The organism is Chromobacterium alkanivorans (genome assembly GCF_016937655.1).
Taxonomy (GTDB): domain Bacteria; phylum Pseudomonadota; class Gammaproteobacteria; order Burkholderiales; family Chromobacteriaceae; genus Chromobacterium; species Chromobacterium alkanivorans.
This window is the reverse complement of the sequence record NZ_JAFHKL010000004.1, coordinates 95,393-117,781: the sequence shown is the minus strand read 5'-3', so window position 1 is coordinate 117,781 and position 22,389 is coordinate 95,393. Positions and strand designations below refer to the sequence as shown.

The window sequence follows — 22,389 nt, the reverse complement described above, 5'->3', positions numbered from 1 at the left end:
CCGCTCCGCTGCGTTCCGCCCGCCTTGTCGTCTTCCCGCATCCGCTTCTTCCGCTCCGCAGCCTGCGTCTCTTGCCACAGCCTTTCCCGCTTTGCGTTTGATTTTTTAGACAGCGCCGCCGCGCTGCCACAGTATGGAGTCATGCGCGCCGTCCGGCGCGCCGGAGGGACGCATTGAAAGCCTTATTGTGGATGGCGGGACTGGCGGCGCTGTGGCTGGCGTCGCCAAGCTGGGCGCTGAGCTTGTCGGCGGAGGAGCGGGACTGGCTGCGCCGGCATCCGGTGCTGCGCGTGGGCGTGGTGCCGCAAGCGCCGTACGCGGCGCTGGACGCGCGGCGGCAGTCGCTGAGCGGCGCGCACGTGGAGCTGATGAACCGCCTGGCCGCCGAGCTTGGGCTCCAGCTGGCCTGGACCTTTTACCCGAACAAGACGCAATTGAGCGCGGCGGCGCGGGCGGGGCGAGTGGATGTCGCGCCCGGCCTGGAGCAGACCCCGGCCGGACTACGCTACTGGCTGTTTTCCGGCCCCTTCCTGCGCATCCCCTACAAGCTGGTCGGCCGCGGCGAGCCGGCGGCGGCGCTGGAGCTGGAGCAACTGCCCGGCAACGCGCTGGTGGCGGTGCTTGAGCCGGGCGCGGCGGCGGCCTTCCTGGCCGCCAATTACCCGGCCTTGCGGCGCTGGCCGGCCGGCTCGGATCGCTCCGCGCTGCAGCAGGTGCTGCGCCAGCGGGCGGATTACGCGGTGGTGGACGAGGCGCAGCTGAACCAGTTGCTGCGCGAGCCGGAGTTCTCGCCCCTGCGCGCGGTGGGCGACAGCGGAACTACCCGGCTGCTGCGGGTGGCGTCGCGGCAGGACTGGCCGCAGCTGGCGACGCTGCTGGACCGGGCCCTGAGCGCGCTGCCGGCCTCGCAACGCGGCCATCTTTACACGCGCTGGGTGCAGGCCGAGCCAACACCGCTGGGCGACAGCCTGCCGTTCTGGCGGCGTCTGAGCCAGCTTGCGGGTCTGCTGATCCTGGCCTTGGCCGGCGCGCTGCTGTGGCAGAGCCGGCAGCAGCGGCAGGTGCGGCAGTCGCTGGCGGCGGCGCGGCAGGCGCTGGCGCAGCGGGAGGCCAGCGCCGAGGCCTTGCGGCTGACCCAGTTCTCGGTGGATCACAGCACGGTGGGCATTCTGTGGCTGAACTGGGACAGCCGGCTGCGCTACGCCAACCAGGCCGCGTTGACGATGCTGGGCTGCACCGAGGCGCAGGCGGTGGGGCAGCCGCTGTCGCGCTTCCAGCCGGAGCTGGACATGGACGGCTGGCTGGACCTGTGGAGCCGGGCGCGCAGCCGCGGCCTGCTGCAGTTCGAGATCGATTGTCTGCGCGCCGACGGCGACAGCCTGCCGGTGGATGTCTCGCTCAGTTTTCTGCGTTTTGGCGGCGCCGACTACCTGGTGGCCTTCATGCACGACGTCAGCGAGAAGCGGCAGGCGCGCGCCGCCTTGCGGGAAAGCGAGGCGCGTTTCAAGGGGATGGCCGGCAATGTGCCGGGCCTGGTGTTCCGGCTGGAGCGCGGCGACGCGACGGAGGAGCCGCGGCTGGCCTTCGTCAGCGAGGCCAGCCTGGCGCTGACCGGTTATCCGGCGGCGGATTTGCTGGCGCGGCCGGAGGGTTTGCAGGCGCTGGCGCACCCGGAGGACGCCGCCGGGCTGAGCGACAGTTGGCTAGCGGCCCGGCGCGAGCAGCGCGACTGGAGCTGGCAGGGCCGGATTTTGACCCGCGACGGCGCGGAGCGCTGGGCCGATCTGCGCGCCAGCGCCCGCCGCCACGGCGCGACGGGCATGGTGTGGGATGGCATTCTGTGGGATATCAGCGCCGGCAAGCGCAATGAACTGGAACTGAGCGCGTCGCGCGCGATGCTGCGCGATCTGGCCGCCCACCTCGAAACCGTGCGCGAGGAGGAGAAAGCCCATATCGCGCGCGAGGTGCACGACGAACTGGGCCAGGTGCTGACCGTGCTCAAGCTGGAAACCTCGATGCTGGAACTGAGCCTGGGGCGGCCGGAGGGCGCGGCGGCGCAGCGGCTGGCCAGCATCAAGAAGCTGATCGCCCAGACTTTCGCCCTGGTCCGCGACGTGGCCACCGCGCTGCGGCCGCCCATCCTGGACGCGGGCCTGGCCTCGGCGGTGGAGTGGCAGGCGCGCCGCTTCGAAGCCCGCAGCGGCATACCCTGTCTGGTGTTGGTGCCGGACGCGCCGCTGCGGCTGGACGACGCCAAGGCGGTGGGCCTGTTCCGGGTATTGCAGGAGGCGCTGACCAATGTGCTGCGCCATGCCGAGGCCCACACGGTGACGCTGCATTTGCAGGCGCAGCCGGGCGAGCTGACACTGAGCATTGTCGACGACGGCAAGGGCTTCGAGCGGCGGCCGGGGGAGGCGGGCAGTTCCTACGGCCTGGTGGGCATGCGCGAGCGCCTGCTGATGTTCGGCGGCAGCCTGGACGTCGCCAGCGCGCCGGGACAAGGCTGCAGTTTGACGGCCCGGCTGCCCTTGCGGCCGGATGAAGGGGAGGAGAAGACATGATTCGAGTGATTGTGGCGGAAGACCACACCATTGTGCGCGAAGGCATCAAGCAGCTGATCGGCCTGGCCGACGATTTGCAAGTGGTTGGCGAAGCCGCCAACGGCGGCGCGGTGTTCGACGCCTTGCGCGCCGCCGCCTGCGACGTGCTGCTGCTGGATATTTCGATGCCGGGCCTGAGCGGCCTGGACGTGATACCGCGCTTGCGGGCGCTGGCGCAGCCGCCGGCCATCCTGGTGCTGTCCATGCACGACGAGGTGCAGATGGCGGCGCGCGCGCTCAAGGCCGGCGCCGCCGGCTACGCCACCAAGGACAGCGACCCGGCTCTGCTGCTGACCGCGATCCGCAAGGTGGCCGGCGGCGGCCGCTACATCGACCCGCAGCTGGCGGACCGGCTGGTGTTCGAAGTCAATCTCAGCGACGAACGGCCGCCGCATGCCCAGCTGTCCGAGCGCGAGTTCCAGGTGTTCCAGCGGCTGGCGCAAGGCGCCAACGTCAACGAGGTGGCGCAGCTGCTGGCGATCAGCGCCAAGACCGTCAGCACCCACAAGGTCAGGCTGATGCAGAAGCTGCGAGCGCAATCGCTGGCGGATCTGGTGCGTTATGCGATCGAGCATCAATTGTTTTAACGCTAGGCCTGCTGCGGCGCACTAAGAATTTCCCTACAGCCAGCGCCGTTTATCCCGACGGCAAAATCCGCCGCCCGCCGATGGCGGGCGCGCGCCGCGCTCCCTAGCATGGTTGGCGTACGCATTCACTTTCAGGTGCCGCCGCCATGTCCGCAGCCAGCGATGTGCTTGTCCGCTTCCTTGACGTCCAGAAAAGCTATGACGGCGAGAACCTCATCGTCAAAAACCTGAACCTGGACATCCGCCAGGGCGAATTCCTCACCCTGCTGGGGCCGTCCGGCTCCGGCAAGACCACCAGCCTGATGATGCTGGCCGGCTTCGAAACCCCCACCGGCGGCGAAATCCAGCTGGCCGGCCGTTCCATCAACCGGGTGCCGCCGCACAAGCGCAACATCGGCATGGTGTTCCAGAACTACGCCTTGTTCCCGCACATGACGGTGGCGGAAAACCTGGCCTTCCCGCTGTCGGTGCGCGGCGTGTCCAAGACGGACATCCAGGACAAGGTCAAGCGGGCGCTGGCCATGGTGCAGCTGGACGCCTTCGCCGGCCGCTATCCGGGCCAGATGTCCGGCGGCCAGCAGCAGCGGGTGGCGCTGGCGCGCGCCTTGGTGTTCGAGCCGCAACTGGTGCTGATGGACGAGCCCTTGGGCGCGCTGGACAAGCAATTGCGCGAACACATGCAGATGGAGATCAAGCATCTGCACCAGCGCCTGGGCGTCACCGTGGTCTACGTCACCCATGACCAGGGCGAGGCGCTGACCATGTCGGACCGGGTGGCGGTGTTCCACCAGGGCGAAATCCAGCAGGTCGACGCGCCGGCCCAGCTTTACGAGCGGCCGGGCAACGCCTTCGTCGCCAACTTCATCGGCGAGAACAACCGGCTGCAAGGCACTTTGCTGAGCCAGGACGGCGAGCGCTGCCTGGTGGAGCTGGAACGCGGCGAGCGGGTGGCGGCGCTGGCGGTGAAGGTGGGCGAGACCGGCAGCCAGGTGTCCTTGTCGGTGCGGCCGGAGCGCGTGCACCTGAACGCGCGCAGCGAGGCCTGCGCCAACCGCTTCTCCGGCCGGGTGGCGGAATTCATCTACCTGGGCGATCACGTGCGGGTACGGCTGGAGGCCTGCGGCCGCGCCGATTTCTACGTCAAGCAGCCCATCGCCGATCTCGACCCGCAACTGGCGGTGGGCGATGTGGTGCCGCTGGGCTGGCAGGTGGAGCACGCGCGGGCGCTGGACGCGCTGACGCTGCAGGAATAAGCCGGCCTTCCTCGTTGGTTCTTAGAACGTGTTTACGATCTCGCGAGCTAAGGCGAGACAAGGCGAAAACCGCTGATAAAGCGGAGTGTACACACGGTACATGAGCATTTCGAAGCGGTTTTCAACGCCGTATCGCAGACGCGCAGCAGATCGTAATCAGGTTCTTATCGCGGCGGCTCCTCCGTTCCGCCGCCCTCGCGCAGGAGAGTGATGATGACACGCTGTAGTTACGCCTTGCCGGCCGCGGCCGTATTGATCGCCGGCCTGGCCGGCGCCGCTCAGGCCCGGGATTTGACCGTGATTTCCTTTGGCGGCGCCAGCAAGGTGGCGCAGGCCAAGGCTTATTACCAGCCGTTTCAGCAAGCCACCGGCATCAAGGTGCTAGCCGGCGAGTACAACGGCGAAATGGCCAAGCTCAAGGCGATGGTGGACACCAAGAGCGTGTCCTGGGACGTGCTGGAAGTGGAGTCGCCGGAACTGGCGCGCGGCTGCGACGAAGGGTTGTTCGAACGGCTGGATTACGCGCGCATCGGCAATAAGGCGGATTTTCTGCCGGGCGCGGTCCAGGCCTGCGGCATCGGCACCCTGGTCTGGTCCACCGCCTTGGCCTACAACGCCGACAAGCTCAAGACCGCGCCGGCCGGCTGGAAGGATTTCTGGGACGTGAAGAAATTCCCCGGTAAACGCGGCATGCGCAAAGGCGCCAAATACACGCTGGAAATCGCCTTGCTGGCCGACGGCGTTCCCGCCAAGGACGTGTATCGCGTGCTGGCCACGCCGGCCGGCGTCGAGCGCGCCTTCAGGAAGCTGGCCCAGCTCAAACCCCATATCCAGTGGTGGGAGGCCGGCGCGCAGCCGCCGCAATACCTGGCCTCCGGCGATGTGGTGATGAGCTCGGTCTACAGCGGCCGCATCGCCGCGGCGCGGAAAGAGGGCAAGAACCTGAAGATCGTCTGGGACGGCAGTCTGTACGACTTCGACTCCTGGGCCATTCCCAAAGGCTCGCCCAACAAGGACGCGGCTTACCGCTTCATCGCCTTCGCCAGCAAGCCGGAAAACCAGAAGGTCTATTCCCAGAACATGAGTTACGGCCCCAGCAACAAGAAAACGCTGTCGCTGCTGAACCAGGCGGAGCTGCAGGAGCTGCCCACCGCGCCGCAGAACATGAGGAACGCGATGAAGGTGGATCTGGAATTCTGGGCCGATCATGGCGAAAGCCTGGAGCAGCGCTTCACGGCCTGGGGGCTGCGCTGAGAGAGTGTTTGGCAAGCCACGCCGGCCAAGCCGGCGTCACGATGCAGTCAACAAGGAGAATGGGGATGGTGAAGAAACAAGGATGCATGCTGCTGGGCGCGGCGCTGGCTTTGGCCGGTGCGGCTTCGGCCAAGGATTTGACGGTAATTTCCTACGGCGGCGCCAATAAGGACGCCCAGGCCAAGGCCTATTACGCGCCATTCCAGAAGAGCGCCGGGCTCAAGCTGGTCAGCGGCGAGTACAACGGCGAAATGGCCAAACTCAAGGCGATGGTGGACACCAAGAGCGTGTCCTGGGACGTGCTGGAAGTGGAATCGCCGGAACTGGTGCGTGGCTGCGACGAGGGCCTGCTGGAACGGCTGGACTACGCGCGCATCGGCAACAAGGCGGACTTCGTGCCCGGCGCGGCCCAGCCCTGCGGCATCGGCATCTTCGTCTGGTCCACCGCGCTGGCCTACAACGCCGACAAGCTGAAGACCGCGCCGGCGGGCTGGAAGGATTTCTGGGACGTGAAGAAATTCCCCGGCAAGCGCGGCTTGCGCAAGGGCGCCAAGGGCACGCTGGAGATCGCGCTGCTGGCCGACGGCGTGGCGGCCAAGGAGGTCTATCCGGCGCTGGGCACCGCGGCCGGCGTGGACCGCGCCTTCAAGAAGCTGGATCAGATCAAGCCCTATCTGCAGTGGTGGGAGGCCGGCGCCCAGCCGCCGCAATACCTGGCTTCCGGCGATGTGGTGATGAGCTCCGCCTTCAACGGCCGCATCGCGGTGGCGCGCAAGGAGGGCAAGAATCTGAAAGTGGTGTGGAACGGCAATCTCTACGACTTCGACTACTGGTCGATTCCCAAGGGCACGCCCAAGCGCGAGCAGGCCTACCAGTTCATCGCCTTCGCCAGCAAGCCGGAAAACCAGAAGGTCTATTCGCAGAACATCGCCTACGGTCCCAGCAATAAGCGGGCGATTCCGTTGCTGGACAAGAGCGAGCTGCCGGATCTGCCCACCGCGCCGCAGAACATCAAGGACGCGCTGAAGATCAATCTGGAATTCTGGGCCGACCACGCCGAGAGCTTGGAACAGCGTTTCAACGCCTGGGCGGCTAAGTAAGCGCTCGTCCTTCATTTAGCGGAGGCCGCCTTTCGGCGGCCATAACGGAGTAAGGTCATGACGGCTTCCACGGTATCCCATTCCCGCGCGTCCGCGCCGGACGAGCGGCCCCTGAAGGCGCGGCTGGCCCGGGCGGAGCGGCTGGGCAAGCTCAAGTCGCTGGCGCTGGTGGCGCCGCTGCTGTTGTTCCTGTTGCTGACCTTCATCGTGCCCATCGGCGCGCTGCTGCTGCGCAGCGTCGACAATCCCGAGGTGGCGGGCAACTTGCCGCGGACGGTGCGGGCGCTGGCGGTCTGGGACGGCAAATCGCTGCCGCCGGAAGCGGCCTACCGCGCGCTCGTCGACGACGTGAGCCTGGCCGGCGAGCGGCAGACGCTGGGCGATCTGGGCAAGCGGCTGAACATGGAAGTGCCCGGCTACCGCAGCCTGCTGGGCAAGACCGCGCGCGCCTTGCCGCTGGAGCCGGCGCCGGCCTCGTTCAAGCAGGCGCTGACCGAGCTGGACGAGCGCTGGGGCGATCCAGCCTACTGGCTGGCGATACGCCGCAACCAGTCCGCCTACACCCCTTACTATCTGCTGGCGTCGCTGGATCACCGCATCGACGACCTGGGCGAGCTCAGCCGCGCGATGCCGGATCAGGGCATTTACCTGAGCGTGTTCGCCCGCACCTTCTGGATGAGCCTGGTGGTGACCGCGCTGTGCCTGCTGCTGGCCTACCCGCTGGCTTATCTGCTGGCCAGCCTGCCCACGCGCCGCAGCAATCTGCTGATGATCATGGTGCTGCTGCCGTTCTGGACCTCGGTGCTGGTGCGGGTGGCCGCCTGGATCGTGCTGCTGCAGTCAGGCGGCCTGATCAACGCCGCCTTGATGAGCCTGGGCCTGATCGAGCAGCCGCTGCAGCTGGTGTTCAACCGCGTCGGCGTCTACATCGCCATGGTGCACATCCTGCTGCCCTTCATGATTCTGCCCATCTACAGCGTGATGAAGGGCATCTCGCCCAGCTATTTGCGCGCGGCGATCTCGCTGGGCTGCCACCCCTTCGCCAGCTTCTGGCGGGTGTACGCGCCGCAGACCGTGGCCGGCGTCGGCGCCGGCTGCCTGCTGGTGTTCATCCTGTCCATCGGCTACTACATCACCCCGGCCTTGCTGGGCAGCCCCAATGACCAGATGGTCAGCTATTTCGTCGCCTTCTACACCAACACCACCATCAACTGGGGCATGGCCACCGCGCTGGGCGGCTTGCTGCTGGCGGCCACCTTGCTGCTGTACGCGGTTTACCACCGCCTGGTGGGCAGCGAGCGGCTGCGGCTGGGCTGAAGCGCCGCCTGGATAGCCGCTTGGACCAAACCGATACTGGAGAGCCAAACCGATGCCAAGCCATCACACCTTGCCGGAAGAACGTTTGTGGTTTTACCTGCACCGCCTGCTGAGCGGCCTGACGCTGCTGTTTCTGGTGCTGCCGGTACTGGTGATCATCCCGCTGTCCTTCAACGGCAGCGCCTTCCTGGTCTATCCGCTCAACGGCTTCTCCCTGCGCTGGTATCAGGAATTCTTCTCCTCGGCGGAGTGGATGCGCGCCTTGCAGAACAGCCTGATCGTCGCGCCGCTGGCCACCGTGCTGGCGATGACGCTGGGCACGCTGGCCGCCATCGGCCTGACCCGCGCCGAGTTTCCCGGCAAGGGCCTGCTGATGGCGGTGCTGATCTCGCCGATGGTGGTGCCGGTGGTGATCGTCGGCGTGGCCGGCTATCTGTTCTTCGCGCCCTTGGGCATGGACAACAGCTATCTGACGCTGGTGTTGCTGCACGCGGCCTTGGGCGTGCCCTTCGTGGTGATCACCGTCAGCGCCACGCTGCAGGGCTTCAACCGCAATCTGGTGCGCGCCGCCGCCAGCCTGGGCGCGTCGCCGCTGCGGGTTTTCTTCAAGGTGACGCTGCCGCTGATCGCGCCGGGGGTGATCTCCGGCGCGCTGTTCGCCTTCGGCACCTCCTTCGACGAGGTGGTGGTGACGCTGTTCGTCGCCGGGCCGGGCCAGACGACGCTGCCGCGGGCGATGTTCAGCGGCATCCGCGAAAACCTCAGCCCCGCCATCGCCGCGGCGGCCACGCTGTTGATTGGTTTCTCGGTGCTGATGCTGCTGACGCTGGAGTGGTTGCGCGGCCGTTCCGAGCGCTTGCGCAGCCGGCCGGCCGGCTGAGATGGGCTTGGCCCTACTTTGGGAGGGGTTGAAATTCGGCCAGTGTGCCGCACACTAGCGGAGTCACTCACCCCTGAACCCAAATAAGGAATTCCCACATGGCTACCGTTACTCTGCGCGGCAATCCGGTTGAAGTGGCCGGCGCGCTGCCGGCCAAGGGCCAGCAAGCCCCGGCGCTGACCCTGACCTCCGCCGACCTGGCCGAAGTCAAACTGGACAACTACGCCGGCAAGAACAAGGTGCTGAACATTTTCCCGAGCGTGGACACCCCCACCTGCGCGATGTCGGTGCGCAAGTTCAACGAACGCGCCGCCAAGCTGGCCGACACCGTGGTGCTGTGCGTGTCCGCCGACCTGCCGTTCGCGCAGAAGCGCTTCTGCGGCGCCGAGGGCATCGACAATGTGGTGACCCTGTCCACCTTCCGCAATCCGCAGTTCGCCGCCGACTACGGCGTCAAGCTGGCCTCCGGCCCGCTGGCCGGCCTGACCGCCCGCGCGGTGGTGGTGCTGGACAAGGACAACAAGGTGCTGCACAGCGAGCTGGTGGCCGAGATCGGCGAAGAGCCGAACTACGACGCCGCGCTGGCCGCGCTGTAAGCTGCGCCACCGCAAACCAAACCCGCCGGTATGGCGGGTTTTTTTGCGCCCGGCGCGGACGCCGAAGCCGGCCGGCGGGCGCGGGCTTGCCCCGCAAGGCAAGCCCTTCCAGGGCATGCGCAACTCAGCGGTTCGACGCGCCGCCGCCAGGGAAAAATAATCCTATAGTGGAGCCATCACCGCGGCTTTAAATTTATCTTTTCAAAAGATTCGACCTTGAGCCATACGACGCGGGCGCGGCTTAACGGCCCAAGCCGTTACGCCGCCGCATGCTCAAACCAGATCGCGCCCATGCTCGCGCGACGGAACCCGGCTGGAGGACATATGGCTAAGCGGCTACTCTTTTCCCTCTTATTGCTGGGGTGCGCGCCGGGCTGCTTGGCGGAGCAGGCCCTGTCCTTGCAGTATCGGGACAAACCGCCCTACAGCTATAGCCAGAATGGAAAACCGGCAGGTTTTTTATTGGAGCGGACCATTGAAATCTTGCACCGCGCGGCGGTGTCGGCGGAGTTTGAGGAAGTGCCCGCCAAACGCATTCTCAACAATATCCAAGCCAATAAGAAACTGATTTGTTCCCCCGGCTGGTATAAAACGCCGGAGCGCGAGGCCTTTGCGCTGTTTTCCTCGGCCATTCACCAAGACAAGCCGCACCTGGTATTGGCCAATATCAAATCCGCAAAAAACATCCAAAAATTCAGCACGCTAAAAGCGCTGTTCGCCAGTCCTGAATTCAAGCTGGGCAAAGTGGCCGGCGTTTCCTATGGCCCTGAATTGGATGCGATGATTGAGCACGCCGCCGCCGCGGTGATGGATTCGACGGTGACGCCGGGCGAACTGGCGCAAATGATTGTTTCTCAGCGCGCCGACTATATGCTGATCGATGTCGAGGACTACAAATACTTGCTGCAGAAAAAAGAAATCGATGCGAAAAAACTGACGATCTTGTCTTTCAAAGACATTCCCGAAGGGCTCAAGCGCTACATCATGTGCAGCAAGCAGGCCAGCCCCGAACTGATGCAGCGCATTAATCAATCCATACTTCCTCTTCCCTGATTGGCCTGACGCCCGCGCGCGGCTATCCCGCGAATTACACGCCATGCTTATCTTCCCGCGGCTTGCGGCTCTCCCAATGCCTTGACGCCCTCCACCAGCCTGTTTAGGCTTGGTTCCGCGCCGTGCTCAATCACACAGCGCAGGGCTTGCAAACCCAAACTAGCTTCTCCCGCAGACACAACGGTCCGCTTTGGCACCGTTACGTCTGTTGCCACGCCGTACCCATTCGGGGCGGGTCGTGGCAGGGAGCCCCTTGAGGGCTGCCGGTTCTTTGGAAGAAGCTAGCCGGTTTTGCAACCTTGTCATGTGCCTGCCCCAGCCTCGCCTGGGCAGGTTTCCACAGATGACATGGAGACCGTGATGACCTTCTCTACCTTTCCCCCCGCTATGCCGCCTCCCGCTTGCCCCCATTGCGCAGGCCAAGCCGCCACACCCGCCGCTGCACCGTTGATGGAGCAGTTACACCGCTGTTCAAAGCGCTTGCCCGCCGTCACCGGCGATCTGGTGCAGCTGGGCGAACTGGGCCAGCAACTGAACCATTGCTATGTCGAACTGGACAGCGCGCTACTGCGCGGCCTGATGGACATGCGCACCGCCCACACCGGCTTATTGGCCTTGATCACCTTGCTGGAACGCCGCGACGAGCCGCTGCTGTTTACCAGCGAGGACGCGCTGGCCTTGCTGGAGCCGATACAGCAGCGCTTGAAACAGGGGCTGGAACACTTTAACGGCGTGCTGTGATGGCTATCAGGGAGAGCATTGCCATGATGAAGCTGCTGATCCAGCACCGCGACGTCCTCCAACGCGCCGCCAGTTTGATCTCCGCCTACGAAGAGTGCATCGGGGCCATTGCGCTGGCGGACGACCACCCGGACCATCCGGCCGACACTGCCGCCATCCATCTGGAGATCCGGCAGGCGCAGACGAGTTTTTACCTGTGGGACAAATGGCGTGGCGAGCACGAGCCCGCCCGCGTCGCCTTGTTGCGGATGTGGGCGTCCGGGAAATGGACCAACCGCGACACCTGTGCGCGGGAATGCTATCGCCTGGCGGGCTTCAGCAATATAGTCACCGCCCGTCAGGCGCTGGTGGGCGCGCCGGCGCCGGAGCCTTTGGCCGTCCGAAGCCAGCCCGCGCTGTGGGTGAAGCTGTAGGCGAACCCCGCCAACGCGCGGCTGTTCGGCAGGTTTTGGGCGTCGAGGTCGTTTCCCGCGTGGGTATCGCTGCGCTCCACCCACCCTACGGTTGGCAGCGCGTGGGTAGGGTGGGTGGAGCCGTAGGCGATACCCACCAACGCGCGGCAGTCCGGCGGTCCTATGGCGTCGAACCGTTCCGCGTGGGTATCGCTGCGCTCCTCCCACCCTACGGTTGGCGGCGTTTGGGTAGGGTGGGTGAAGCCGTAGGCGATACCCACCAACGCACGGCTGCCCGGTAGGTTGATGGCGTCGTGTCCGTTTCCGCGTGGGCATCGCTTCGCTCCTCCCACCCTACGGTTGGCGGCGCGTGGGTAGGGTGGGTGGAGCCGTAGGCGATACCCACCAACAGGCGGCTATCCGGTAGGTTGATGGCGTCGTATTCGTTTCCGCGTGGGTATCGCTGCGCTCCTCCCACCCTACGGTTGGCGACGTTTGGGTAGGGTGGGTGGAGCCGTAAGGCGATACCCACCAACACGCGGCTGTCCGGCGGCCTGTGGCGTCGCACCCGTTTCCGCGTGGGCATCGCTGCGCGCCCCCACCCTACGGTTGGGGCCGCGTTGGGTTGGGGGAAGCCATCAGAACGTGTTCACGCCCTTGCGGGCGTGAACGGGTGCTTAATAGGGCTTATTGGGCAAGAACTTGCCGTCCAGGGTGATCACCGCGCGTTCGCCGCCGTCCGGGTCTTCCACTTTGCGGATGTCCAGCTTGAAGTTGATGGCGCTGATGATGCCGTCGCCAAATTTCTCGTGCACCAGCGCCTTCAGCGTGGTGCCGTAGATCTGGATCATTTCATAGAAGCGGTAGATGGTGGGGTCGGTGGGAATGCCGCCGGGTATGCTGCCGCGCAGCGGAATGGCTTGCAGTTGCAAGGCGTCGGCCGCGCTCAGGCCCAGCCGTTCGCAGACCAGCTCCGCGGCCGGCTTGGGCAGCGCGTGCTGGCCCAGCACGGCGGCGGTGACATAGGCCAGGCTGAGGCCGGTGTCGGCGGCCACTTGCTCCCAGCTCAGGTCTTTCAAGGCCTTGGCGGCGAGGGCGCGGGCAGTCAGTTCGACGCGGAGGTCCTGGCTGATGTTGGATTGTTGCATGGGATGGTCCTTTCTCTAGGGTTGGTGTCGGATGCGCCGGTTTCAGGCGGCGCGGGTCAGCGGAAAATCCGTCAGGGAAACGAAGCGCTGGCTGGAGTGGTCCAGGGCCAGGATGTCGCCGGTTTCGATGTCGTAGACCCAGCCGTGCAGGCGCAGCCGGCCTTGGCGCATCGCCAGCGCCACCGAGGGATGGGTCTTGAGGTTGGCCAGCTGGGCGACGACGTTTTCCCTGACCATGTCGTCCAGCCGCTGGCGGGCGCTGTCGTGGCTGCGCGCCGCGTTGACCACTTTGGCGGAGTCGGCGTGGCGCAGCCAGCCGGCCACCGCTGGCAGATGGTCCAGGCAGTGGCCGTTGGCGATCGCCGTCATCGCGCCGCAGTCGGAGTGGCCGCAGACCACGATGTCGGCGACGCCCAGCGCGGCCACCGCGTACTCCACCGAGGCGGTGACGCCGCCCGGCTCCGGCCCGTAGCAGGGCACGATGTTGCCGGCGTTGCGGATCACGAACAGCTCGCCGGGTTCTTGCTGAGTCAGCAGTTCCGGCACCACGCGGCTGTCCGAGCAGGTGATGAACAGCGCGCCGGGCGCCTGCTTGTCGGCCAGCTCGCGGAACAGCGCCGAACGCTGGGGAAAGGCTTCCTGTTGGAATTTCAGAAAACCGTCGATGAGGGTTTGCATGGCTTGCTCCTTGGCGGGGAAGGGATGCGCCAAGGATGAGGCTTTTTTTCTATAGGGTCCAAGACCGATATAAAATGATTTCCATAATTATTTCCTATAGTTTGGGCGCATGATTCTCCGACACATCCGTTATCTGCAGGCCGTGGCCGAGCACGGCAACTTCACCCGGGCGGCCGAGGCGCTGCATGTCTCGCAGCCCACGCTGTCGCAGCAGATCAAGCAACTGGAAGAGGCGGTGGGCGCGCAGCTGCTGGACCGCGGCGGGCGCACGGTGCGGCCCACCGACGCCGGCGTCGCCTATCTGGAATACGCGCGCCGCGCGCTGCGCGAACTGGAGGCGGCGCAGCGGGCCACCCGCGATGTCGGCGATCTGTCGCGCGGCAGCCTGCGGCTGGCGATGACGCCGACTTTCGCCAGCTATCTGCTGGGGCCGCTGGCGGCGCGGCTGCGCCGTCTCTACCCCGGCATCGAGCTCTGCGTGCGCGAGGCGACGCTGGACGCGATCGAGCTGGCCTTGCTGGAGGACGAGATCGACGCGGGGATCGCCTTCGATCAGGCGCGCTCGGCGGAGATCGACGCGCGGCCGCTGTTCAGCGAAACCCTGGCCGTGGTGGTGGGCGACGGCCACCCTTGGCGGCGGCAGACGGAGGCGGTCGGCGCGGAAGCGCTGGCGCGGACGCCCTGGGCGCTGTTGAGCGCGGACTTCGCCACCCGCGGCCACATCGATCGTTATTTCCGGGAGCTGGGCCTGAAACCGCGGATCGCGGCGCAGGCCAACAGCATCGGCGCGGTGATGGAAATCGTCCGTCACAGCGATTGCGCCACCATTCTGCCGCGGGCGATCACGCGCCAGCACCCGGAGCTGGGCGCGGTGGGCTTGAGAACGCCGTTGCCGGCGCGCAGCGCGGCGGTGCTGACGCGCAAGGCCGCCTATCGCAGCGCCGCTTTGCGCGCGGCATTGCCGGTGTTGGAGGCTTTGGGAGAGGAGTTGGGCGCCGAGGGCGTGGAGCGGGGGGAAGGCTGAGAGAGGCGCGGGCGGCGCGGGGCCGCCCGCGACGGAGGCCGGCTGAGCGGCCTCCGGGAGGGGCTTAGGCTTGCTGGCCGGCCAGCTTGCCGCGCGGCGCGTTCTCGGCGGCCGCCATGTCGGCGACGGCGCGGGCGTCGTGCTCGGCGTCCAGATAACGGGTGCGCCAGCCGCTGTTGACGCCCCAGTAGTAGAAGCCCAGCGACACCACCGCCACCACCGCCATGTCGGGGCCGTAAGGCAAGAGGCCGATGCCGCCGAAGTCGCGGCTGCCGATATAGGACAGCAGCGCCATCGTCGGCAGGTAGAGCACCATCCACAGCGCGCCCTTCAGTTCGCGGCCGAATTCCGGCCAGCCGGCGCGGGCCTGATACCAGAAGTAGACCGGCAGCGCGGCCACGATCAGGAAGATGATCTCGCCGGTCAGCGGCCAGCGCGCCCAGTACAGCACCAGGGACGCGCAGACGAAGGCGAAGGGCGCGATCACGCCGAGGCCGGCCAGGCGCAACGGGCGCGGCAGGTCGTCGGCGCAGCGGCGCAGCGCGGCCACGCTGATCGGGCCGGTCAGGTAGGAAATCACGGTGGCCACCGAGATCACCGCCGCCAGCGTGCCCCAGCCGCGGAAGAAGAACAGGAACACGAAGGAGATCGCCAGGTTGAACCACATCGCCGGACGCGGAATCTGGTACAGCGGGTGGATGCGGCCGAAGATCTCCGGCATGGTGCCGTTGCGCTGCATGCCGTAAATCATCCGCGAGGTGGTGGCCATATAGGTGGCGCCGGTGCCGCTGGGGCTGACGAAGGCGTCGAAGTACAGCAGCAGCATCAGCCAGTTCAGACCCAGCGCCATCGCCAGTTGGGCGAAGGGCGAGCTGAAGTTCAGGCCTTGCCAGCCGTGGGCCAGGTCAGACGGCGACAGCGCGCCGATGAAGGCCACTTGCAGCGCCACGTAGATCACCGCCGCCAGCAGGATGGAGCCGACCACGCCGAAGGGCACGCTCTTGCCCGGATTGCGGGCTTCGCCGGCCAGGTTGATCGGGCTCTGGAAGCCGTTGAAGCTGAACACGATGCCGCTGGTGGCCACCGCCGTCATCACGCTGGCCCAGCCAAACGGCGCGAAGCCGCCGGGGGTGTCGCCGCCGAGGTTGCCGGGGTGGAAGCCGCTGTAGATCAGCGCGCCCACGGTCAGCGCCGGCACGATCACCTTGAAGATGGTGATGGCGCTATTGGCCTTGGCGAACAGGCGCACGCCCCAGTAATTGAGCATGAAGTAGACGATGACCAGCAGCGCGGACAGCATCAGGCCGGGCGGGGTCAGTTCGCCGTTGGAAAACAGTTGCTGGGCCCAGGGGTAGGGCCAGGAGCTCATGTATTGCACCGAGGCTTCGGCCTCGATCGGAATCACCGAGACGATGGCGATCCAGTTGGCCCAGCCGGCGATGAAGCCGAGCAGGGAGCCGTGGGAGTAGCGGGCGTAGCGCACCATGCCGCCGCTTTCCGGGAACATGGCGCCCAGTTCCGCGTAGCTGAGGGCGATGGAAAGAATGATCACCATGCCGACTATCCAGGCGACGATGGCGGCCGGGCCGGCGATCTGGGCGGCGTGGGCGGCGCCGAACAGCCAGCCGGAACCGATGATGGAGCCCAGGCCGGTCAGCATCAGGGCGACGGGGCCGATATGGCGGGAGTGTTGCTGCGTCAAAGGTATCTCCTGTCTAAAGAACCTGTTTGCGATCTCGCGAGCAAGAGCGAGGCAAGACGAAAACAGCTTCTAAAAACCCGACGGTCCGGTGGAGTCAGCTCCGGACGCGGCGGGCAAGCGATGGGGACAAGTTCCGGCCACGACGCGCCCGCCCGGCCGTCCGCGGCGGAAGGCATGGCATGGTGAATGGCGGCGTGCTGGAGGCGTCGGCGCGGAGAGCGTCGGCGAGCTTGTCCCGGGTGCCGGGTGGACCCGGTCTGATGTGCTCTTTTATAAGAGGGGGCTAATCTACCTTTGCTTTTCATTACGGTATGTAACGAAATGTACTCGCTAGCTTATTTCAAACATGACAAAAGATTGAAAATGGCGAGCTAAAGGGCGATCTATTGCGCGTTTAGGCGAATGGCAAGCGTTTGGATGGAATAAATGCTCTATGTGAAGCCAGGCGGCAATTTACTGCCTAATTGCCGCCGGCGCGGCGCCTCAGGCCGGCTGCTGTCGCAAGGTCCAGCCCGGCGCGCCGTCGGCGGCGGCGTGGGCGGCGTCCGGCGCGTCGATGCGGAACCAGCTCAGGGTCTGGTTCAAATCCTGGGCCGCGTCGGCCAGGTGTTGCATCACCGGCGCGGCTTGCTGCATTTGCTGATCGATGGCGGCGGCCAGATGGGCCACTTCGTGGCCGTGCTGGCGGATGTCGCCGCCGGCGCGCGCCTGGGCGGCGCTGTGCTCGCGGATGTCGGCCATCAGCCGGTTCAGGCGTTCCAGCCCGGCGTCCACTTGCAGCAGCGCCTGGTCCAGCGCCTGTTGCGAATCCAGCTTGTCGGCGCAGGCGTCGCCGGCCTGCTCCAGCGCGGCGTGCAGCGAGCCGGTGGCTCCCTCCACCCGGCCCAGCGCGTCGAAGATGCTGCCGGTGGCGGCGCGGGTGCGCTCCGACAATTTGCGCACCTCGTCGGCCACCACGGCGAAGCCGCGGCCGCTTTCGCCGGCGCGCGCGGCTTCGATCGCGGCGTTGAGCGCCAGCAGATTGGTTTGTTCGGCCACGTCGCGGATCAGGCCGCTGACGCCGGCGATGTCGTCCAGGCTGTGCTGGAGCTGGCGCATTTCCGTCTGCGCGCAGTCCATATTGTCGGCCAGCGTCCGCATCGCCTCGGCGTTGCGCCGGCCCAGTTCGCGCGCGCGTCCGGTGTCGTCCGCCGCTTGCCGGGTGTGGGCGTCCGCCTGCAGCAGATGGCCGGCCACGGTCTGGGCGCTGTCGGCCACCGCGTGGGCGGCCTCGTTGCTCAGCTTGGCCTTGGCGCTTTGCTGGCGGCTGGCGTCGGCCACCTGCAAGGTCAGCAATTGCAGGCGCTGGCAGTCGCCGCCGCTGCGGCGGGCGTCGGCCTCCACTCGGCGCAGCAAGTCGCTCAGCTTGTTCAGGAACTGATTCAGGCGGGCGGCGGTGGCGGCCAGCTCGTCGCGGCCCTGGGCCGGCAGCCGCATCGCCAGATTGCCTTCCCCCAGCGCGTCGGCGGACGCCGCCATCGCCTGCAGTTGCCGCTTCAGCCGCCGCGCCAGCGCCAGCTGCATCGCCGCCACCACCAGGCTGGCCAGCGCCAGCGGCCCCAGGGTCAGCCAGGCCAGGCCTTGCAGCGTGTCCTGCAATTGCGCGGTTTCCTCGGCCAGCCGCCGCTGTTCCTGCGTCTGCTGGCGGTCCAAGAGCGCCGCCAGCGGCTGCAGGCTTTGCTGCCAGGCTTGTTCCGGAATGGACAGCGCGTCCTGCGGCGCGGTCTCGGCGATGGCCAGCGCGCTGCTCAGATTGCGCTCGTAATCCTGCCACAGCCGGCCCACCGCCTGACGGAAGGCGGCGGCTTCATTGGCGGGCAGGCCGGAGGCGATGTCGCCGGTCAGCCGCGCCACGGCCAGGCTGGTTTCCCGCAGCCGCGCCGGGCTGTCCGGCAGCAGCGGGTCCAGCCGCGACAGCTGCAGCACGCCGGCCTTGAGCTGGTACAGGCTGGCGCTCAATTGCTGACGCGCGCTGTGGCGGTCCACCGCGCGGGTCAGGCCGTTCAGTTGCTGCCCGGTGAGGAGGAGAGCCAGCGCCAGGCTGGCGAGAGTGAAGAAGATGGTCAGCCACAGGCGTTTGGCCAAAGTCATGATGATGTCGTGCGTTGCGATGCGGGAGAGCCGCAGTCTAGGCGCGCCGGATGACGGCAGGATGACATGAAGATGAATTGTCCCGGTGCGAAGCGTTTCGCCGCGACCATTCTTTGCCGACGCTGAGCGGCGATGCGGCTAAAATAGCCGGGTTTGTCATTTAACTTGGTTGTTGGCTTATGACTTTGCTATCCCCGGACCAGTTGGAACACGCGCTGTGGGCGTCCACGGAGCTGCTGCGCGAGCAAGTGGACCTGTACGACTACAAGAACCACGTGTTCGGCCTGTTTGTGCTCAAGCGCCTCCACGATGTGTTCGCGGAGCGGGTGCAGGCGCGGGTGGCGGCCGAGGGCATGAGCCGCAAGCGCGCCGACGGCGTGGTGCAGGAGCAATACGGCGTCTATCCGCAGCACGCGCGCTGGCCCGGGCTGCAGGAGCGCAAGAAAGGCATAGGCGAGGCGCTGGACAAGGCGGTGGCCGCCATCGAGGAACATCATCCGACGCTGGCCGGCGTGCTCAGCGTGGCGCAGTACCAGGGCCACAAGCGCTTGAACGACGAGGTGCTGCATCCCTTGATGAACCATATCGGCGCGCTGAAGCTGGGCGACGCCGATCTGGAGGACCCGTCCCGGCTGGGCGAGGTCTGCGAAGGGCTGGTGCGCCGCTACGCGGCGGAGTCCGGCAAGCGCGGCGGCGCTTTTTCCACGCCGGGGCCGGTCAGCCAGTTGCTGCTGCGGCTGGCGGAGCCGCAGCCGGGCCAGAGCCTGTACGACCCCAGTTGCGGCGCGGCCGGCACCTTGCTGGACGCCTGGCGCATGCTGGGCGCGCGGCCGGGCGGGCGCCTGCCGGACGGCCGCGTCGCGCTGGAGTTGTTCGGCCAGGAAAAACTGCCGGCCACCTGGGCGATGGCCAAGCTGTGCGCGTATTTCCACGGCGTGGACATGAGCCTGGAACTGGGCGACACCCTGGTGGAGCCCAGGCATCTGACCGCGGAGGGCTGGCTGCCGCGTTTCGACCGCATCGTGGCGCAGCTGCCGTTCACGGTGAAGAACTGGTGGACGCCGCTTGAGGCCGAGGCGGCGGAACCGCCGCCGACCGACGGCAAGAAGCGCCGGCGCAAGCGCCCTCCCGCCGAGCCCAATTACAAGAAGCTGGTCGATGAGCACAAGCGCTTCGGCTACGGCGTTCCGCCGCGCAGCTTCGGCGATTACGCCTTCGTCCAGCACGTGCTGGCCACCTTGAAGGAGGACGGCCGCGCCGCGCTGGTGATGCCGCACGACGTGCTGTTCCGCGACGGCGACGAGGGCCGCATCCGCAACGGCCTGCTGTTCGGCAGCCAGGGTCAGTCCGGCGACCGCATCGAGGCGGTGATCGCCTTGCCGCCGGCTCTGTTCTACGGCTCCGGCATGCCCACCTGCGTGGTGGTGTTGAACAAGAACAAGCCGGCGGGCCTGCGCAACAAGGTGATCATCGTCGACGCCAGCAAGGAGTTCGGCCGCGGCCGGGTGCAGAACACGCTGCGGCAGGAGGACATCGAACACATCCTGCGCGCTTATCGCGCCGCGGTGGAGCAGGAGGCGGAGGAGCCGGACTATCTGCGCCTGGTGGGGCTGCGCGAGATCAAGCAAGGCCACCGCGGCAATCTGAACGTGCAGCGCTACTTCGCCCAGGACGAGGCGGCCGAGGTGGTGGACGCCGAGGCGCTGGCCACCGAGCTGGCCGCCTTGCAGGAGCAGGAACAGGCGCTGGACGCGCGGCTGGCGGCCTTCTTCTCCGAAGAAGGGGGTTGGCAGGCGGAGGCGGGCGAGCTGGAGGGCTGCCTGGCCTTGACGGACGAAAAATTGGACTTGCTGTCCAGCCAGTACGCGGCCAAGCGCAAGCTGCGCCCCAGCGGCATCCAGACCTTGCTCAACCGCGGCTACGGCACGCGGCGCATGGGCAAATGGAGCCCGCATCAATCGTTCAAGCCCAGCCCGCTGGGGGTGATCCCCGGCAACTGGGAGGTGTGCAAGCTGGGCGAACTGGCGGCGCCGCTGGCGGCCACCGCCGAGGGCGAGTTGCTGGAGGCCACCGAGGACGGCGGTTGGCGCCGGGCCGGCGCGGGCGTGGGCACGACGCTGCCGCCCAACGCTTTCGCCTTCGATCCGGCGCGCCTGTATCAGGGCGCGCTGGCGCGCCACGCCGGCGACGCTCCGGCGCTGGCGACGGCGGAGCAGCGGGCTTTCGCGCTGGACGAGGCGCGGATCACGCCGGCTTTCCTGGAGTGCTACCGCCAGTCCGAAGGGTGGCGCTTCTGCCTGGAGCGGCTGGGCGCGGCGGTGGAGGGCGTCGAGTTCGGCTTCGAGGCGCTGGCGGAAATGCCGTTGCCGGTGCCGCCTCTCAGCGAGCAGCGCAAGCTGGTGGAGGAACTGGCGCGCCAGGACGAGGCCTTGCTCGTCCTGCAACAGCGCCTGCTGCAATGGCAGGCGCGGCGTGACGCGCTGTTGGAGGCCTTCCCGGCGGAAGACTGAGGGCCGGACGCCGTCGCGACGGCGGCTTATTTCTGCCAGTAGGTCTTGACGTTGACGAACTCGTACAGGCCGAACTCGGACAGCTCGCGGCCGTAGCCTGAGGATTTGACGCCGCCGAAAGGCAGGCGCAGGTCCGAACTGGTGTGGCGGTTGATGAACACGCTGCCGGCTTCGATCTGGCGCGCCAGCGACCAGGCGCGTTCCTTGTCCGCGCTGTAAATGCTGGCGCCCAGGCCGAACGGGGTGTCGTTGGCCAGCCGCAGCGCGTCGGCCTCGTCGCTCGCGCGCAGGATGCTGGCCACCGGGCCGAACACTTCTTCGTGATAGACGCGGCAGTCCGGATTGACGCGGTCCAGCACCGTGGCCGGATAGAAGAAGCCGGGCGTGGCCGGCATCTGTCCGCCCAGCCGCAGCTCGGCGCCGTGGGCGACCGCGTCCAGCACCTGGGCGTGCAGGGCTTCGCGCAGATCGGCGCGGGTCAGCGGGGACAAGGTGGTGGCCGGGTGGCGCGGGTCGCCGGCGCGCAGTTTGGCGGCTTCGGCGCAGAAGGCCTCGATGAAGGCTTCGGCGATCTCCGGCACCACGATCATGCGCTTGGCGGCGTTGCAGCTCTGGCCCGCGTCGCGGAAGCGGGAGTTGGCCGCGTCCTGGGCCGCGGCGGCGACATCGGCGTCGGCCAGCACGATGAAGGGATTGCTGCCGCCCAGCTCCAGCACGGTTTTCTTCAGATGGCGGCCGGCCAGCGCCGCGATGGCGCGCCCGGTCTGGGTGGAGCCGGTGAAGGCCACCGCGTCGCACTGGCGGACGGCTTCTTCCACTTGATCATGATCTATCCAGGCCACGTCCAGCACCGCCAGGCCGGCGGCGCGCGCCAGCTCCAGCAGGCGCAGGGTGGATTGCGGCACCGACGGCGCCGGCTTCACCAGGCAGGCGTTGCCGGCCATCAGCGCCGGCACCGCGAAGCGCAGCACCTGCCAGATCGGATAATTCCACGGCATCACCGCCAGCACCGTGCCCAGCGGTTCGAAAGCCACGCCGCTTCGGCTGGCCTGGGTGGGGATTTCCAGCGAGGCCAGCAACTCCGGCGCCAGCTGGGCGTAGTAGCGGATCAGTTGGGCGGACTTGTCGATTTCGGCCAGGCATTCCGCGGTGCGCTTGCCCACCTCCAGCGTGACCAGGCCGGCCAGTTCTTCGCGATGGGTTTGCAACTGGTCGGCCAGGCGCAGCAATTGGCCGGCGCGTTCTGCCACGCTCAGTTCGCGCCAGTGGCGCTGCGCTTCCCGCAGTTGGGCGAGGGCGGCGGACAGTTGGGCTTCCGGCCAGGCGGCGCGGGTGTAGACGACTTCTCCTGTGGCGGGGTTGCAGCTGGTAAAGGCGGTCATGACATGCGGTATCGATTTCAAGCAAAGACACAATGTAGCAAA

18 protein-coding genes are annotated in these 22,389 nt (G+C 66.9%); 13 read left to right on the top strand and 5 right to left on the bottom strand.

Translation table 11 applies throughout. From position 1 onward, the window contains the following. Positions 1-173 precede the first annotated feature (173 nt). The 11 genes from JW897_RS08540 to JW897_RS08490 all read left to right on the top strand — a co-directional run bounded on the left by JW897_RS08540 (position 174) and on the right by JW897_RS08490 (position 11,794). The gene (locus JW897_RS08540; protein ID WP_205465827.1) at positions 174-2,561 is read left to right on the top strand and encodes a PAS domain-containing sensor histidine kinase; all 2,388 of its coding nucleotides are present in this window, start codon (positions 174-176) and stop codon (positions 2,559-2,561) included. Beyond that, positions 2,558-3,187, top strand: coding sequence for a response regulator (locus JW897_RS08535; RefSeq protein WP_205465826.1), 630 nt, complete (start codon positions 2,558-2,560; stop codon positions 3,185-3,187). Before JW897_RS08540 ends, JW897_RS08535 begins: the two co-directional genes overlap by 4 nt. 146 nt (positions 3,188-3,333) lie before the next feature. After that, complete coding sequence (locus JW897_RS08530) at positions 3,334-4,440, top strand: ABC transporter ATP-binding protein (RefSeq protein WP_048413725.1); 1,107 nt, start codon at positions 3,334-3,336, stop codon at positions 4,438-4,440. 210 nt (positions 4,441-4,650) lie between these two features. Continuing rightward, positions 4,651-5,694, top strand: coding sequence for an ABC transporter substrate-binding protein (locus JW897_RS08525; protein ID WP_205465825.1), 1,044 nt, complete (start codon positions 4,651-4,653; stop codon positions 5,692-5,694). Positions 5,695-5,759: 65 nt separating this feature from the next. Beyond that, positions 5,760-6,794 (top strand): ABC transporter substrate-binding protein, encoded by a 1,035-nt coding sequence (locus tag JW897_RS08520; protein WP_205465824.1) that lies wholly within the window; start codon positions 5,760-5,762, stop codon positions 6,792-6,794. Between the two features lie 57 nt (positions 6,795-6,851). After that, the gene (locus tag JW897_RS08515) at positions 6,852-8,111 is read left to right on the top strand and encodes an ABC transporter permease (protein ID WP_048413728.1); all 1,260 of its coding nucleotides are present in this window, start codon (positions 6,852-6,854) and stop codon (positions 8,109-8,111) included. Between the two features lie 52 nt (positions 8,112-8,163). After that, complete coding sequence (locus tag JW897_RS08510; protein ID WP_048413729.1) at positions 8,164-8,991, top strand: ABC transporter permease; 828 nt, start codon at positions 8,164-8,166, stop codon at positions 8,989-8,991. A gap of 98 nt (positions 8,992-9,089) precedes the next feature. Continuing rightward, the gene (gene tpx / locus JW897_RS08505) at positions 9,090-9,587 is read left to right on the top strand and encodes a thiol peroxidase (protein ID WP_043594076.1); all 498 of its coding nucleotides are present in this window, start codon (positions 9,090-9,092) and stop codon (positions 9,585-9,587) included. A 324-nt stretch (positions 9,588-9,911) separates the two neighbouring features. Then, entirely contained in the window at positions 9,912-10,640 is a 729-nt protein-coding gene (locus JW897_RS08500; protein WP_205465823.1) for a substrate-binding periplasmic protein, read from the top strand. 450 nt (positions 10,641-11,090) lie between these two features. Beyond that, positions 11,091-11,381 carry a DUF1484 family protein gene (locus JW897_RS08495; RefSeq protein ID WP_205465822.1) on the top strand — a complete coding sequence of 97 codons (291 nt, stop codon included), beginning with the start codon at positions 11,091-11,093 and terminating at the stop codon, positions 11,379-11,381. A 23-nt stretch (positions 11,382-11,404) separates the two neighbouring features. Continuing rightward, the gene (locus JW897_RS08490; protein WP_205465821.1) at positions 11,405-11,794 is read left to right on the top strand and encodes a hypothetical protein; all 390 of its coding nucleotides are present in this window, start codon (positions 11,405-11,407) and stop codon (positions 11,792-11,794) included. Between the two features lie 656 nt (positions 11,795-12,450). On the opposite strand, the gene cynS is transcribed toward JW897_RS08490, so the two are convergent. Both cynS and JW897_RS08480 read right to left on the bottom strand, forming a co-directional pair. Continuing rightward, a complete protein-coding gene (gene cynS, locus JW897_RS08485; RefSeq protein ID WP_205465820.1) occupies positions 12,451-12,921 on the bottom strand; it encodes a cyanase in 471 nt (156 codons plus the stop codon). A 42-nt stretch (positions 12,922-12,963) separates the two neighbouring features. Beyond that, positions 12,964-13,599 (bottom strand): carbonic anhydrase, encoded by a 636-nt coding sequence (locus tag JW897_RS08480; protein ID WP_205465819.1) that lies wholly within the window; start codon positions 13,597-13,599, stop codon positions 12,964-12,966. A 109-nt stretch (positions 13,600-13,708) separates the two neighbouring features. Between JW897_RS08480 and cynR the strand changes: the two genes are divergently transcribed. Then, positions 13,709-14,623 (top strand): transcriptional regulator CynR, encoded by a 915-nt coding sequence (cynR, locus tag JW897_RS08475; RefSeq protein ID WP_205465818.1) that lies wholly within the window; start codon positions 13,709-13,711, stop codon positions 14,621-14,623. 64 nt (positions 14,624-14,687) lie between these two features. On the opposite strand, the gene JW897_RS08470 is transcribed toward cynR, so the two are convergent. After that, positions 14,688-16,325, bottom strand: a complete 1,638-nt coding sequence (locus JW897_RS08470; RefSeq protein ID WP_205465817.1) for an APC family permease — start codon at positions 16,323-16,325, stop codon at positions 14,688-14,690. A 483-nt stretch (positions 16,326-16,808) separates the two neighbouring features. Further along, entirely contained in the window at positions 16,809-18,455 is a 1,647-nt protein-coding gene (locus JW897_RS08465) for a methyl-accepting chemotaxis protein (RefSeq protein WP_205465816.1), read from the bottom strand. A 179-nt stretch (positions 18,456-18,634) separates the two neighbouring features. Between JW897_RS08465 and JW897_RS08460 the strand changes: the two genes are divergently transcribed. Continuing rightward, the gene (locus JW897_RS08460) at positions 18,635-20,965 is read left to right on the top strand and encodes a type I restriction-modification system subunit M (protein ID WP_205465815.1); all 2,331 of its coding nucleotides are present in this window, start codon (positions 18,635-18,637) and stop codon (positions 20,963-20,965) included. Positions 20,966-20,991: 26 nt separating this feature from the next. Here JW897_RS08460 and JW897_RS08455 read toward each other — a convergent pair whose 3' ends face one another. Then, on the bottom strand, positions 20,992-22,347 hold the full coding sequence (locus JW897_RS08455; protein ID WP_048413735.1) for an aldehyde dehydrogenase family protein: 1,356 nt from the start codon (positions 22,345-22,347) through the stop codon (positions 20,992-20,994). Between the last annotated feature and the right edge of the window lie 42 nt (positions 22,348-22,389).

Coding starts and splice junctions, on each gene's coding strand:
- JW897_RS08510 (WP_048413729.1), top strand. CDS start 8,164: ATGCCAAGCCATCACACCTTGCCGGAAGAACGTTTGTGGTTTTACCTG.
- JW897_RS08495 (WP_205465822.1), top strand. CDS start 11,091: ATGGAGCAGTTACACCGCTGTTCAAAGCGCTTGCCCGCCGTCACCGGC.
- JW897_RS08490 (WP_205465821.1), top strand. CDS start 11,405: ATGATGAAGCTGCTGATCCAGCACCGCGACGTCCTCCAACGCGCCGCC.
- JW897_RS08480 (WP_205465819.1), bottom strand. CDS start 13,599: ATGCAAACCCTCATCGACGGTTTTCTGAAATTCCAACAGGAAGCCTTT.
- cynS (WP_205465820.1), bottom strand. CDS start 12,921: ATGCAACAATCCAACATCAGCCAGGACCTCCGCGTCGAACTGACTGCC.
- cynR (WP_205465818.1), top strand. CDS start 13,709: ATGATTCTCCGACACATCCGTTATCTGCAGGCCGTGGCCGAGCACGGC.
- JW897_RS08455 (WP_048413735.1), bottom strand. CDS start 22,347: ATGACCGCCTTTACCAGCTGCAACCCCGCCACAGGAGAAGTCGTCTAC.
- JW897_RS08465 (WP_205465816.1), bottom strand. CDS start 18,455: ATGACTTTGGCCAAACGCCTGTGGCTGACCATCTTCTTCACTCTCGCC.
- JW897_RS08520 (WP_205465824.1), top strand. CDS start 5,760: ATGGTGAAGAAACAAGGATGCATGCTGCTGGGCGCGGCGCTGGCTTTG.
- JW897_RS08530 (WP_048413725.1), top strand. CDS start 3,334: ATGTCCGCAGCCAGCGATGTGCTTGTCCGCTTCCTTGACGTCCAGAAA.
- JW897_RS08525 (WP_205465825.1), top strand. CDS start 4,651: ATGATGACACGCTGTAGTTACGCCTTGCCGGCCGCGGCCGTATTGATC.
- JW897_RS08535 (WP_205465826.1), top strand. CDS start 2,558: ATGATTCGAGTGATTGTGGCGGAAGACCACACCATTGTGCGCGAAGGC.
- JW897_RS08500 (WP_205465823.1), top strand. CDS start 9,912: ATGGCTAAGCGGCTACTCTTTTCCCTCTTATTGCTGGGGTGCGCGCCG.
- JW897_RS08515 (WP_048413728.1), top strand. CDS start 6,852: ATGACGGCTTCCACGGTATCCCATTCCCGCGCGTCCGCGCCGGACGAG.
- tpx (WP_043594076.1), top strand. CDS start 9,090: ATGGCTACCGTTACTCTGCGCGGCAATCCGGTTGAAGTGGCCGGCGCG.
- JW897_RS08460 (WP_205465815.1), top strand. CDS start 18,635: ATGACTTTGCTATCCCCGGACCAGTTGGAACACGCGCTGTGGGCGTCC.